The organism is Microbispora sp. GKU 823 (assembly GCF_002027145.1).
In the GTDB taxonomy this organism is placed as follows: Bacteria; Actinomycetota; Actinomycetes; order Streptosporangiales; family Streptosporangiaceae; genus Microbispora; species Microbispora siamensis.
Genome location: NZ_MWJN01000020.1, coordinates 43,632 through 58,322, shown reverse-complemented (window position 1 = coordinate 58,322; position 14,691 = coordinate 43,632). Strand labels below are relative to the sequence as shown.

General features: G+C 72.6%; 3 protein-coding genes and 3 pseudogenes. 5 read left to right on the top strand and 1 reads right to left on the bottom strand.

Features of this window, described 5'->3' with window-relative positions; translation table 11 throughout:
* The first annotated feature begins 15 nt into the window (after positions 1-15).
* Complete coding sequence (locus B1L11_RS13335; protein ID WP_218671082.1) at positions 16-1,593, top strand: ABC transporter ATP-binding protein; 1,578 nt, start codon at positions 16-18, stop codon at positions 1,591-1,593.
* A 54-nt stretch (positions 1,594-1,647) separates the two neighbouring features.
* Here B1L11_RS13335 and B1L11_RS13330 read toward each other — a convergent pair whose 3' ends face one another.
* Positions 1,648-3,297 carry a (2,3-dihydroxybenzoyl)adenylate synthase gene (locus B1L11_RS13330; protein ID WP_079314761.1) on the bottom strand — a complete coding sequence of 550 codons (1,650 nt, stop codon included), beginning with the start codon at positions 3,295-3,297 and terminating at the stop codon, positions 1,648-1,650.
* On the opposite strand from B1L11_RS13330, the pseudogene B1L11_RS50620 reads away from it, so the two are divergent.
* The 4 genes and pseudogenes from B1L11_RS50620 to B1L11_RS13320 all read left to right on the top strand — a co-directional run.
* Positions 3,296-6,004 (top strand): annotated as a pseudogene (locus tag B1L11_RS50620) (AMP-binding protein); the annotation flags it as partial. The gene B1L11_RS13330 and the pseudogene B1L11_RS50620 overlap by 2 nt on opposite strands.
* A gap of 67 nt (positions 6,005-6,071) precedes the next feature.
* A pseudogene (locus B1L11_RS54760) lies at positions 6,072-6,200 on the top strand (hypothetical protein); the annotation flags it as partial.
* Between the two features lie 12 nt (positions 6,201-6,212).
* The gene (locus B1L11_RS48195; RefSeq protein ID WP_218671081.1) at positions 6,213-10,196 is read left to right on the top strand and encodes a non-ribosomal peptide synthetase; all 3,984 of its coding nucleotides are present in this window, start codon (positions 6,213-6,215) and stop codon (positions 10,194-10,196) included.
* Positions 10,193-14,647, top strand: a pseudogene (locus B1L11_RS13320) (amino acid adenylation domain-containing protein); the annotation flags it as partial. The gene B1L11_RS48195 and the pseudogene B1L11_RS13320, both read left to right, overlap by 4 nt.
* Between the last annotated feature and the right edge of the window lie 44 nt (positions 14,648-14,691).

Genomic DNA, 14,691 nt, shown 5'->3' with positions numbered 1-14,691 from the left:
AACATGCGGCCGTCCGTGAGCGGGAACAGCGGAGACCTCGTGCACGTGGCGGGACTGACACTCGGTCCGGCCGGAGGCGGCCGGCCCGTGCTCCGGGAAGTGACGCTCGCCCTGGCTCCCGGACGGGTCTTGGGCGTGGTGGGGCGGTCCGGTTCTGGAAAGAGCAGCCTTGCGCTGAGCCTGCTCGGGCGCATCCGGCCGGGTCTGGAGCGCCGATCCGGCACGGTGCGGGTGGCGGGGCTCGATCCGTTCGACTCGCGGGCGCTGCGCCGGTTGCGCGGCAGAGTGGTGTCGTACATGGGGCAGGACCCGGCAGCCTCGCTCAATCCCGCCCTACGGATCGGCACCCAGGTGGCGGAGGCGGTCCGGGTCCGCTCCCCGGGGACAACGGACGTCACCAGGCAGGTTCGCGAACTCCTGGCATCGGTGCGGCTGCCGACCGACCGGGCGTTCCTGCGGCGCCGTCCCCATCAGGTCTCCGGCGGGCAGGCGCAGCGGGTGGCCCTCGCCGCCGCCCTCGCGGGCGTGCCGCGGCTTCTGGTGCTGGACGAGCCGACCAGCGGACTGGACGTCCTGCTGGCCCAGCAGATGCGTGAACTCGTGGCGGCGTCGCTGCGGCGGCACACCGATGGCGCGATGGTGCTGATAAGCCACGACCCCGGCCTGGTGGCGGACCTGGCCGATCAGGTGGTCCTGCTGGACGACGGACGGATCGTCGCGTCCGGGCCGCCTAGGGAGGTGTTCACAGCACGCGTCAGGCCGGCGGCGGACCACGCGCGCGCCGCGACCCGCGGGGCCGCCGCCGGGACCGGCGGCAGGCTGGAGGTGCGCGGCCTGTCCGCGCGGCACGGCCGCACCACGGTCCTCCATGACGTCTCGCTGACCGTCCCCAGCGGCACGTGCACCGCGCTGGTCGGGCCGTCCGGCTCCGGCAAGACCACGCTGGCGCGCTGCCTGGCCGGGTTGCACCCGATAGCAGGAGGCACGGTCTCCTGGAGGGAGGCGCAGACGCCGCACTCACCGGGTCGCGGTCGGGCGGTGCAGTTGGTGGCGCAGGATTCCGTCGGTGCGCTGAACCCGCGTGAAACCGTGCGGACGGCTCTGCTCCGGCCCCTGCGGGGACTCCGCGGCATGCCCGCACAGGACGCCGCCGCCGAGGCGGAGCGAACGCTCGGGCTCGTCGGCCTGGCTCCGGGTCTCCTCACGCGACGGCCGGGGGAACTGTCCGGAGGCGAGCGGCAGCGGGTGAACCTCGCACGCGCGCTGGCAGCCGCACCGCGCGTGCTCGTCTGCGACGAGATCACCTCCGCGCTGGACCGGGAGATCGGGGATGAGGTCCTCGACCTCTTGACCGTGCTGCGCCGGACGCTGGGTCTGACCGTGCTGCTGGTGACGCACGACCGGCCGCGGCGGCGAGGTACGCCGACCAGGTCGTCGCGCTCGACGGCGGCCGGATCGTCGAAGCGGGCGTGCCCGGCTCAGTGCCGGGGTGGCCGGAGCCTGCGCCGTCGCCGAGCCGGGCCGGCAACCCGTTCCGGGACGCGACCGGGTGGCCGGCGGACGGCCCGGTGGAATGACGTCTCGCCTGAATAGAAGGGGCGCGGGGAGGTGCGCAGTGATCGCCTCCTCCCGGCCCCTATGCGTACCTCAAACCGGACGGAGCATCTCGGCCAGGGCCGTCTTGTCGATCTTGCCGACGGGAGTCAGCGGCATGGCCGCGACCTCCACCACCTGGTCGGGACTCTTATAGCTCGCCAGTCCCCGCTCCTTGAGGAAGGCGGCGAGCTCACGCGGGCCGGGAAGATCCCCCGCGCATACCAGGAACGCCACGGACCGCTCACCCCACCGCTCGTCCGGAGCGCCCACCAGGGCCGCGGCCGTGACCGCCGGGTGCGCGAGCAGATGCTCTTCCACTTCGGCCGCCGCGATTTTCTCACCGCCGCGGTTGATCTGGTCCTTGACCCGGCCGACGACGACGAGATGCCCCGAGGGGAGCCGTCGTACGACGTCTCCGGTGCGGTAGAAGCCGTCCGCGGTGAAGGAGACACGGTTGTGCTCCTCCGCACGGTAATAACCGCGCAGGGTGTACGGGCCACGGGTGAGCAACTCGCCGGCGACGCCGTCCGGCACCGGCATGCCCTCGGAGTCGACGACGAGGATCTCGTCGTCCGGGGAGATCGGGCGGCCCTGGGTGGTGCAGATGAGGGACTCGGAGTCGTCCAGCCGGGTGAGATTGATGAGGCCCTCGGCCATGCCGAAGACCTGCTGGACCGTCACGCCGAGCGCGGGACCGAGCGCACGTGCGACGTCGTCGGGGAGCCGCGCTCCACCGACCTGGAGCACCTTGAGGCTGCTCAGGTCCGCGTCGCCGGACGCGGCCTCGTTCATCCAGTGCGGGACCAGGGGCGGCGTGAGCGAGGTGATGGTCACGCCCTCACGCTCGATGAGGGCGAAGGCGGTCTGCGGGCTCGGGTCGGGCGACACCACGACGGTGCCCCCGGCCGTGAGCGTGCCGAGCACACCCGGGCAGGCCAGGGTGAAGTTGAAGGCGATCGGAAGAACGGCGAGATAGACCGAGTCGTCGCCGAGACCGCAGATCTCGGCCGCGGCACGGGCGTTGTAAGCGTAGTCGTCGTGCGTGCGCGGGATGAGCTTGGGCAGGCCTGTGGTGCCCCCGGAGTGCAGGAGCAGGGCCAGGTCACCCGAGGCGGGCCCGCTTTCCTGCCGATCGGGCAAGATGCCGTGGGCGAGACCGCCCTGGGTTTCATCCAGGAGCTCGTCGAAGCCGGTGAACTGCCGGTGATGCCCGGGATCGCCGACCACGATCACGTGCCGTAGCGGACCGCCCCCAGACTGCCCGGCGAGCAGCTCCAGGAGCATCTCGCGGTGATCGAAGCGGGCGTGCCTGTCGGGGATTACGCAGGCCGAGGCGCCGGAGACGTGCAGCAGATGGCCGATCTCGGTGCGGCGATGCCCGGGCATGGCGTGCACCGGCACCGCACCGAGCCGCTGGAGGGCGAACCAGAGCAGGACGAACTCCGCGCGGTTGGGAAGCTGGACGACCACCCGATCGCCCTGGCGCAGCCCGAGCTGTCGCAGTCCCCGCGTCAGCCGGTCCACGTCGGCATCCAGGCCGGCGTAGGTCCAGCGGCGGTCACCGTCCACGAGAGCGGTCGTCTTCGGGCGCTCCGCGGCCCACGTGCGCAGCAATTCGCCGAATGTCCGGCCGCTCCAGTGGCCCTCGGCGCGATAACGCTCCTCGAAGGCGTCGGGCCAGGCCGGATGGGTCGTCGTCATGGTGATCCCTTCTCGAGTTCCGATCCGCGGTAGCGCGTGCTCGGGTTCTGTGTCTAAGATCGGGCGTGAAAATGATAACCATTTTCATACCATGACGCTGGATGTCCGTCTCGGACGGCCATACGGCGAGAACCGCGCGAAACCCAGAGCACGACCCGAGGGGTATTCATCCGTGAGTGACGAGCAGTCCGTCATCGAGCACGCGTCGGACCATCCCGATTCGCCACCACCCACCGGAACGCCGGCGCTGGACGACCTGCGCGCCACGGTGGCCCAGGCACTGAAACTGCCCGCTGACGAGATCGGCGAGGAGCGCGACCTCTTCGAGATCGGTCTCGACTCCCTCACTCTGATGGGGCTCGTCGGCGCCTGGCGCCGCCGGGGCAGCGCCGTCACCTTCCAGGACCTGGTCGAAGAACCGACGCTCAGCGCCTGGTCGGCCGTGCTGAGGCGGGAAGCGCAGCGGCGGGAGTCACCCGTCCCACCGCCCACTGTCGAGCAGGCCCGCGAGGACGACGAGAACGCGCCGTTCCCTCTGGCGACCATGCAGCACGCGTACTGGATCGGCCGGCAGGACGGGCAGCCCCTCGGCGGGGTCGCCGCTCACTTCTACGTCGAACTCGACGGCACGGGCGTCGACCCCGAACGGCTCGGCGTCGCCCTGCAGGCCCTGACCGAACGCCACGGCATGCTGCGGGCCCGGTTCGACGACGACGGCCGTCAGCGCGTCGGCGACGCCACGGGCGGCCTCGTCGTGCACGACCTGCGGGATCAGTCACCGGACGACGTGGCGCGGACGCTGGAACGGCTACGCGAGCAGCACACCCACCGGCGGCTCGACATCGCCGCCGGGCAGGTGTTCCAGGTCTCCCTGTGCCTGCTGCCCGGCGGGAGCACCCGGCTTCAACTGGACCTGGACATGATGGCCGGAGACGCCATGAGCCTGCGCGTCCTGCTCGCGGACCTGCGGCGGTTCTACGAGCGTCCTGGCGAGTCGCTGCCCGCCCTGACCCTCGACTACCGGCAATATCTCGCCGAACGCTCCAGGAACCGGAGCACAGAACGCGAGCGCGCCGCGCGATGGTGGCGGGACCGGCTTCCCGAGCTGCCACGGGCGCCCCGGATGCCGACGACCGTCGACCCGCTGCGGCCGGTGTCGGCCGCCGACTCCGCGCTCACCCACTCGCGGCGGCTGCACCACTGGCTCGACCCCGACGCCAAGGCCGGGCTCTACGCCCGCGCGCGGGCGCGTGGCATCACCCCGGCCGCGGTGCTGGCCACCGCGTTCGCCGAGGTCATCGCCGCCTGGAGCGACAGCCAACGCTTCCTGCTCAACCTCCCGCTGTTCGACCGGGAGATGTTCACACCCGACGTGGCCGGACTCGTCGGCGACTTCAGCAGCTCCATCCTGCTCGACGCCGACATGCGCGCCGCGCTGCCCTTCGCCGAGCAGGCCCGGCGGCTCCAGGACGGCCTGCGAGAGGCGATCTCTCACGGCGCGTACGGCGGCGTCGAGGTGCTGCGCGACCTGGCCCGTGCCGAGGGCGGCCCGGTGCTCGCACCCGTCGTCTACACCAGCGCCATCGGCCTGGGCGAGATCTTCGCACCCGATGTGCAGGCGAGCTTCGGCCGCCCTGCCTGGATCATCTCCCAGGGACCACAGGTCTTCCTCGACGCCCAGGTGACCGAGCTCGACGGCGGCCTCCTGCTCAACTGGGACGTCCGCGACGGCGTCCTCGCCCCCGGCGTGCCGGACGCCGCCTTCGACGCCTACCGCCGGCTGGTCACCGGCCTCGTCACCACCGACGAGGCCTGGCTGCGGCCGGTCGAACCGATGCCGGCCGCCGGCCTGCCGACGGTCCGCGCGGTCGCCGCGCTGCCCCCGGCTCCGCCGCCCGGCCACGCCGTGCACATCCCGTTCTTCCGGCTGGCTGACGAGCATCCCGCCGTGACCGCCGTCGTACGGGAGGACGGATCCACGGTGACCTACGGCGAACTGTCCTCCTCGGCGCGCAAGCTTGCCGCCCTGCTGCGCCGCCGCGGTGTGCGGGAGGGCGACATTGTGACGGTCACCCTTCCCAAGGGGGCCGACCAGGTCACCGCCGTCCTCGGCGTGCTCGCCGCGGGCGCCGCCTACGCGCCCATCGGCGTCGAGCAGCCGGCCGTCCGCCGCGCCCGCATCCACGAGGTGGCCGGCGCGTCCGTCATCATTACCGACGACGCTCACGCGCACCTGTCGGCGGATGTGCCCGGGATCACCGTCGTCCGGCTGGCCGACGCGGAGGCCGAGGTGCCCGGGGGTGTGGCGCATCCCGGACCGGACAGTCCCGCCTACCTGCTGTTCACCTCGGGGTCGACCGGCACGCCCAAGGGGGTGTTGGTCCCGCACCGTGCCATCGTCAACACCATCGAGGCGATGGGCGCCCAGTTCGGCGTCGGTCCCGGCGACAGCACGCTCGCGATCTCGGCTCTCGACTTCGACCTGGCGACCTACGACATCTTCGCCCCGCTGTCGGCCGGTGGGCGGGTGGTCGCCGTCGGCCAGGAGCACCGGCTCGACGCCCATCACTGGGCGCACCTGGTTCGCGAGCATGGCGTCACCATCGTCCAGTGTGTGCCCGCACTCCTGGACCTGCTGATGACGGCCGCCGCCGGCTCCGGGCTCGGCGACACGCTGCGCCTGGTCCTGCTCGGCGGCGACTGGGTCGGGCTCGACCAGCCGGCCCGGCTGCGGGCGCTCGTCCCCGGTTGCCGGTTCGTGGCGCTCGGGGGGGGTGACCGAGGCGGCCGTGCACTCCACGGTCTTCGAAGTCACGCAGGTCGATCCCTCGTGGCGGTCCATCCCGTACGGCGTGCCGCTGCGCAACATGCGGGCCCGCGTCGTGGACGGACGCGGCCGGGACTGTCCCGACCACGTGCCGGGGGAGCTGTGGTTCGGCGGTCCCGGCGTCGCCACGGGCTACCGGGGCGATCCGGAGCGCACCGCGGACCGGTTCGTCGAGCACGACGGCGAACGCTGGTACCGCACCGGCGACCTGGCCCGTTACCGGCCCGACGGCGTGTTGGAGTTCCTCGGCCGCGCGGACCACCAGGTGAAGATCGGCGGGCACCGCATCGAGCTCGGCGAGGTCGAGGCGGCGATCGAGGAACATTCCGGCGTGCTGCATGCCGTGGCCGCCGTGGTGGAAACGCCTACCCGCCGTCTCGCCATCGCGGTGTCGCCGGTGGGCGACGGGTTGGACCCCGAGGCGGTGCGAGACCGGGCGGCGGAACGGCTGCCCGCCCACATGCTGCCCGATCGCATCCTGGTGCTGGACACGATGCCGCTCACCGGCAACGGCAAGCTCGATCGCGCAGCCGTACAGCGGGCCCTGGACGCCGCCGCCCGGGAACACCCCGCACGTTCGGAGGAGCCGGCCGGACCGGTGGAGACCGCGGTCGCCGAGGTGTGGCGCGAGCTCCTGGACGTCCCGCACGTGGGGCGCGGCGACAGCTTCTTCGCCCTCGGCGGCGACTCGCTGGTCGCCACCCGCATGATCGGCCGCCTGCGCGTCGCCGGTTTCACGGGCGCCCGCGTGGCCACGCTGTTCGCCAACCCGGTTCTGCGTGAGTTCTGCGCGTACCTGCGGGACGGGCACGAGCCCGACGACGCCACGCGGACGGTCATCACGCCCGATCGCCGTCACGCCCACGATCCGTTCCCGCTCACAGACGTACAGGCCGCCTATCACACGGGACGTGACCCCGGGTTCGCCCTCGGCGGTGGGGGGACCTGGCACTACAGCGAGTTCGACGGCGCGGACGTCGACCTGGAACGGCTCGGCCGGGCCTGGCGAACCCTCGTCGCACGCCACGACATGCTGCGCGCCGTCATCGAGGACGGCATGCAGACCGTACTGGAGACCGTGCCTCCGTTCGTGATCGAGTGCGAGGAAGCGGACGCGTCCGGAGCCGGCCGCGCCCTCGCCGCGCTGCGCGAACGCATGTCCCACCAGGTACGCGACCCGGCGAGATGGCCGCTGTTCGACATCGCCGCCGTCCGATACCCGGGCCCCGAGGGGGAGGTCCGCACGCGCGTCGCCGTCGGCCTCGACTACCTCGTGCTGGACGCGCTGTCCATCACGAACCTCTACGCCGAGCTCAACGCGCTCTACGCCGATCCCGAGGCCGAGCTGCCCCCCATCGGCCTGTCGTTCCGCGACTACCTCACCCAGCTCCCGGTCGATCCCGCGTCCGTGGAGCGGGCCCGATCTCACTGGGAGAAACGACTGGAGGAGCTGCCGCCCGCCCCCGCGCTGCCGTTCAGCCGGGATCCGGGGCACGGCGGCCCCGGGACAGCGATGGGAGGGACAGCGATGGGACCGCCCCGGTTCACCCGAAGGCAGCTGCGCCTCGACGCGGCGCGCTGGCGGCGCATCAAGGATCGGGCGGTGCTACATGGCTTGACCCCGTCCACCGTCCTGCTCGCGGCGTACGGGGAAGTCCTCGCGACCTGGAGCGGCTCCGAGGCGGTCACCGTCACCCTCACGCTGTTCAACCGCCGCGACGTGCACCCGCACGTCCATCGCGTGCTCGGCGATTTCACGTCCCTGTCGCTGGCCGCCTACCACCGGGACGAGGTCGGCTGGCTGGCGGCGGCCTCCGCCCTTCAGCGGCGGCAGGCCGAGGACCTGGACCACCAGGACGTGCCGATCGCGTGGCTGCTGCGGGAGTTCGCCCGCCGCGCCGGCACCGTGGACGCCGCCGCGCCGGTGGTGTTCACCAGCGCGCTTGGCGTCGGCGACGCGGGACTCGCCGACCCCGCGAAGGGCTTCCCGATGAAGGTGTGGGGAATTTCCCAGTCGCCCCAGGTCTGCCTGGACAACCAGGTCACAGAGGAGTCCGGCGAGCTGGTCGTGACGTGGGACGCCGTCGAGGAACTGTTCAGTGAGGGCGTGCTGGACGCCATGTTCGCCGCCCACACGCGGCTGCTCCACCATCTGGCCGACGGCGACTGGGAGGCGGCCCTTCCCGACCTGCTCCCGGCGTCCCAGCGGGAACGGCGCGCCGCGGTGGCTCTGGAAGGGCAGGGCCAGCCCATCCCGCCGCGGCTGCTCCACGAGGCCTTCTTCACGCACGCGACCTCGAAGCCGACGCGGGTCGCTCTGGTCACCGCCGACGGCGCCACAACGTCGTATGGCGCGCTCGCGGACGGCGCGCTGCGCATCGCCGCCGCCCTCCGCTCGCACGGCATACGCGACGGCGACCTCGTCGCCGTCGCCCTCCCCAAGGGGCCCGACCAGGTCATGGCGGTGCTGGGCGTCCTCGCGGCAGGAGCGGCCTACGTGCCGATCGGCCTCGATCAGCCCGCGGAGCGGCGCGACAGGATGCGGGCCGCCGCGGGGATACGCCTCACCATCGGGCCGGCCTCGCCCGGGGAAGCCACGTCGCAGACCGCCGGGCACCGAGTGCTCTCCCTCGGGGAGGCGCTGGAGCATTCTCCCCTGGATGGGCCCGCGCGACCGCCGGTCCACACGATCGCCTACGTGATCTTCACGTCGGGCTCGACCGGCGAACCCAAGGGAGTGCGGATTACGCACGCCGCCGCCTGGAACACCGTCTTCGACGTCAACGCGCGCCACGCCGTCGGCCCCGCCGACCGAGCGTTCGCGCTGTCCGCGCTCGACTTCGACCTGTCGGTCTATGACGTGTTCGGCCTGCTGTCGGCGGGCGGCTCCCTGCTGATCCCCGGCGACGACCTGCGGCGCGAACCCGCTAAGTGGCCCGACCTCGTGCGCCGGCATGGCGTAACGGTATGGAACACGGTGCCGGCGCTCCTCGACCTCCTTCTGGAGGCCGAGGAGCACGCCCCAACCGAGGCACTGCGCGGCCTGCGGGTCGCGCTGATCTCCGGCGACTGGATCGGTCTCGACCTGCCGGGGAGGCTGCGCGAGCGCGCACTCCGGTGCCGGTTCGTCGCGATGGGAGGCGCGACCGAGGCGTCCATCTGGTCCAACACCTTCACTGTGGAGGAGGTGGACCCGAGCTGGGCGTCCATCCCGTACGGGCGCCCGCTGACAGGGCAGCGTTACCGGGTCGTCGACGGCGGCGGCCGCGACTGCCCCGACTGGACGACAGGGGAACTCTGGATCGGCGGCGCCGGACTCGCCGACGGATATCAGGGCGACCCACGGCGAACGGCGGAGAAGTTCGTCGTGCGGGACGAGGAGCGCTGGTACCGCACGGGAGACCTCGGCCGTTACCGGCCGGACGGGCTCATCGAGTTCCTCGGCCGGATGGACACCCAGCTGAAGATCGCCGGGCATCGGATCGAGGCCGGTGAGGTCGAGGCGGTCGCCGAAGCCCACCCGGACGTCTCACGTGCCGCGGTGGTGGCCGTGGGGGAACGCACCGCCCGGCGGATGGTCGCCTTCGCCGTCGTCCGCGACGATGCGGACGGTGCTCCGGACCGGGACGGCTCAGCTGCCCTTGCCGACGGGCTGTACGCCTGGTTCGGCGAGCACCTGCCCGCCTACGCCGTCCCCTCCCAGGTGCTGACGCTGCCCGCCCTGCCACTGACGGCCAACGGCAAGGTCGACCGCAACGCCCTGACTGCCCTGGCCGTGCAGGAGGCGCGGTCCACTGGCGCCGAACCTCCCCAAGGAGAGGTCGAAACCGCTCTGGCCGAGCTGTGGGAGGCCCGGCTGCCCGGCGCGGCACGAGACCGGAACGCCAACTTCTTCACCGTCGGCGGGGACAGCCTGTCCGCGATCCGCCTTCTCGCCGCCGTGGAACGACGGTTCGGGGCCGGCGTCCCGATCCGCAGGTTCCTCGCGGCACCGACCATCGCCGGCCTAGGCGCCGAGATCACCAAGACCGTGGCCGCCGGCGCGGCCGAGACCGAAAGCGGGGAGCTGTGACCATCACCGAGCTGCTGGCCCGGTACGCACGTGACGGCGTTGACCTGTGGGCGCAGGACGGCCAACTGCGGTTCCGTGCGCCGAAGGGTTACCTGACCGAGGAACGGCGCGCGGAGCTGCGCTCGCACAAGGACGCGATCCTCCGCCACCTGGCCGAGACGGAGGAAGCCGCCACGCTTCGCCACGACAAGGCCACGCGTCACGACGCCTTCCCCCTGACGAGCGTCCAGGCCGCCTACCTGATCGGCCGGGCTGACGCCTACGCGTACGGCGGCGTCGCCTGCCACGCCTATGTCGAGCTGGATTACCCCGAACTCGACGAGGAGCGGGTCGCCGCGGTCTGGCGGAGCCTCATCGCACGACACGACATGCTGCGCGCGGTCGTCCACACCGACGGCTACCAGCGGGTCCTGCCCGAGGTACCCGACCTGATCGTCACCACCACGCACACGGCCGAAGCGTCGCAGGCCGAGGTGGCCCGTAGGCAGACGCGTGCCAGGATGTCGACGCGCCGGAGCCCGGCCGACCGGTGGCCGCTGTTCGACGTGCACATCACGCGCGGACCCGATGGGGCGGTCCTGCACCTGTCGTTCGACATGCTCGCCGTCGACCACGCCAGCGTGCGGATCCTCCTCGCCGAGTTCCACGCCCTGTACAAGGGGAGCGCCGACGAGCCGGCGCCGCTCGCCGTGACCTTCCGCGACGTTGTGCTCGCCCGGCGGGCCCTCGCCGACACCCCCGCGTACGCCCGCGACCGGGAGTACTGGACCGGACGGCTGGAGTCTCTCCCGCCCGCTCCGGAACTGCCGCTCGCCGAGCCCTGGGCCGCCGCCGACCGGCCCGCCGACGGCAGTGTCCGGTTCCGCCGTCTGGAACGCCGGCTGCCTGCGGCCGCCCGGCAACGCCTGATCCGGCGCGCCGCCGAGCACGGCCTGACCCTGCCGACGGTGCTCCTCACCGCGTACGCCGAAGTCGTCGGCCGCTGGTCGCGAGGCGCCCGGTTCACCCTCAACGTCCCGACGGTCGACCGCCCGCCGCTGCATGAGGACATCGACCGGATCGTCGGCGACTTCACCACGCTCGAACTGCTCGAAGTGGACCTGACCGAGCCCGCCGCCTTCGCCGAGCGGGTGCGGGCGGTCGGCGCCCGCCTGCTCGAAGATCTGGAGCACACCCTGTTCACCGGCTCCGAGGTGCTGGCTGAGCTGTCCCGCCGGGCCGGCGCGCCGGTGCTGATGCCAGTCGTCTTCACCAGCGCCCTCGGGACGGCCGCACCGGCCGGGAAGCCGCCGGAGGTCTCCTACGCGATCACCCAGACCCCACAGGTGTGGCTGGACTGCCAGGTCATGGAGCGGGGCGACACCCTCGTCCTGTCCTGGGACCTCCGCGACGGCGTCCTGCCCGACGGTCTCGCGGACGACATGTTCGAGAGCTACGTCGCCCTGGTGGAGCTCCTGGGCGCGGAGGGCGGCGAGGCGGTCGACGCGTGGCGGGCCCCGGCCCGCGTCGAGCTGCCCCCGGCCCAGGTCGCCCGGCGGGCCGAGGTGAACGCCACCGATGGTCCGCTGCCGGAGGCGCTGCTCCACGAAGCCTTCCTCGCCCGGGCGGTGTCCGCCCCCGGCGCGACTGCGGTGGAGACTCCGAACCGCACGCTGACCTACGGCCAGCTCCTCGGGCGCGCGGCGGTGGTCGCGGATCAGCTGGCCGCGGCGGGCCTGCGCCCCGCTGAACCGGTGGCCGTGTGGATGGACAAAGGCTGGGAACAGATCGTCGCCGTGCTCGGCACCCTGCTGGCGGGCGGCGCCTACCTGCCCGTCGACACCGCGCAGCCCGCTGCCCGCCGCGACACCATCCTCGCCGACGCCGCGGTGCGGATCGTGCTCACCCAGTCGTGGCTGGCCGAGCTCGGCGACCTGCCCGCCGGCGTGTCGGCCGTTGTCGTGGACGGGCTGCCGGAAGGCGCCCTGTCCCACACCGCGCCCGTACGCCGCGTGGCACCCGACGACCTCGCCTACGTCATCTACACCTCCGGCTCCACCGGCACGCCGAAGGGGGTGATGATCAGCCACCGGGCCGCGCTGAACACCGTCGAGGACATCAACCGCCGCTACGGCGTCAACGCCGACGACCGCGTGCTCGGCATCGCCGGTCTCGGCTTCGACCTGTCGGTCTACGACATCTTCGGCCCGCTGTCGGCCGGGGGCGTCCTCGTGCTGCCCGACGCGGCACGCCGCGGCGACCCGTCTCACTGGGCGGAGCTCATCTCCGACCGGGACATCACGGTATGGAACTCGGTCCCCGGCCAGATGCAGATGCTCTGCGACTGGCTGCGCTCCGAGCCCCCGAGCGACGGCCAGACGCTGCGCCTGGCCCTGCTGTCCGGGGACTGGATTCCGGTGAGCCTGCCCGACGAGGCGCGCGCGCTCCTCCCCGGCCTGCGGGTCGTCTCGCTCGGCGGCGCCACCGAAGGCTCCATCTGGTCGATCGCCCACCCCGTCGACGAGGTGGACACCGCCAGGCCCAGCATCCCGTACGGCAAGCCCCTGACCAACCAGTACTTCACGGTGCTCGACCACGCCATGCGGCCCCGGCCCGACTGGGTCACCGGGGAGCTGTACATCGGCGGCGCCGGAGTGGCCATGGGCTACCTCAACGACGACCTCCGTACGGCCGAGCGCTTCGTCACCGACCCCGCCGACGGTGCGCGGATCTACCGCACCGGCGACCTCGGACGTTACCTTCCGGACGGGACCATCGAGTTCCTGGGCCGCGAGGACGCCCAGGTGAAGATCCGCGGCTACCGGATCGAGCTGGCCGAGGTGGAGGCGGCCGTGCAGGCACACCCGGCGGTCGCCGCCGGGGCGGTCGTCGTCGACGACTCGGCCGCCGGTGGACGCCGCCTGGCGGCGTTCGTCGAGACCGCGCGCCGCGACCCCGGCGCCTCCGGAGCCCGGGCCGCCGCCCGAGTTCACGAGGCCGCGGCCGACACCGTACGGCGCGCCTCCGCGGAGGTCGACGCCGAACGACTCGCCGCCTTCCTCGACGCGCTCGACGAGGTCGCGCTCTCGGTGATGACCCGGGTGCTCATCGGGGCCGGGCTGTTCGCCGACGGCACCGCGCACACGGCCGACGAGGTGTGCGCGGCTTTGCGCTCGACTCCCCGTCACCGGCACATCGTGCGCCGCTGGCTGCGTGTGCTCGCCAGCCGGAGCCGCCTGAAATTCGACACCGGCACCGGAGCCTTCGGCCTCTTACATGTCGCCTCCGCCGAGGAGCTGGACGAGGCCTGGCGGCGTGCGGCCGACCTGGAACGCGAGGTGGGCTGGAGCACCGAGTTGCTCGAGGTGATGCGCACCTGTTCCGATCGGCTCGCCGACCTGGTGGCCGGCGACGTCGACATCCGCACGCTGCTCTTCCCCGGGGCCGGCACGGACGCGGCCGACGCGGCCTACCGCGACAACCTGGCCATCAGGCACCTCAACCAGGCCGTCGTGGCCGCCGTCCGGCAGATCGCCGCGGGCCACGCGGGGGAGGAGCGGCTGCGCGTCCTGGAGGTGGGCGGCGGCGTCGGTGGCACGACCGGCGAGCTCGTGCCGGCGCTCGCGGAGTTCGGCGTCGACTATCTGTTCACCGACTCCTCGGCGTTCTTCCTCAGCGAGGCGCGGGAACGGTTCGCCGACCATCCCTGGGTGCGCTACGAACGCTTCGACGTCGACGAGGACATCCGCGAACAGGGATTCGCGCCGAACTCCTTCGACGTCGTGGTGTGCGCCAACACGCTGCACGCGGCGTCCGACGCGGAGGCGGCGATATCGCGGCTGCGTGAGCTGCTGGTGCCCGGAGGGCATCTGGTGTTCGTTGAGAACACCAAGGACGACCACGCGCCGCTGCTGGTGTCCATGGAGTTCCTGGAGGTCGCGGGGCGCACCTGGACGGACCTCCGCGAGCACACCGGGCAGTCCTTCCTCACCGCCTCGCAGTGGAGGGATGTGCTGGCCCGCCACGGCGCCGCGGACGTCGTCTCGCTCCCGGAGCCGGGCGACCCGCTGATCGCGACGGGCCAGGAGCTGTTCCTGGCCCGGATGAAGACCGACCGCGTCCACACGACCATCGGAGAACTCGCCCGCGGCGCGTCGACCCGGCTGCCCGAGTACATGGTCCCCTCGGTGTGGCAGATCGTCGACGCGCTTCCCCGCACCGCCAACGGCAAGACCGACCGGGCCCTGCTGCGCTCCTGGCTGCCCCGCGACGCCGCTCAGGCCGCTCCGCCCGCCGACCGGCCGATGGACGAGCTGGAGAGCAGGCTCGCCGAGCTGTGGGCGGAGCTGCTCGCGACGGAGCACGTCGGCCGCACCGACGACTTCTTCGCGCTGGGTGGGGACTCCCTGCTCGTCGCCCGCATGGTCGGCCGGCTGCGGGAGCGGATCCCCCAGGCCGCCGAACTGGAGTGGGAGCTCGTGCTCCGCCACATGCTGCGACAGCCCACGGTGGCCGG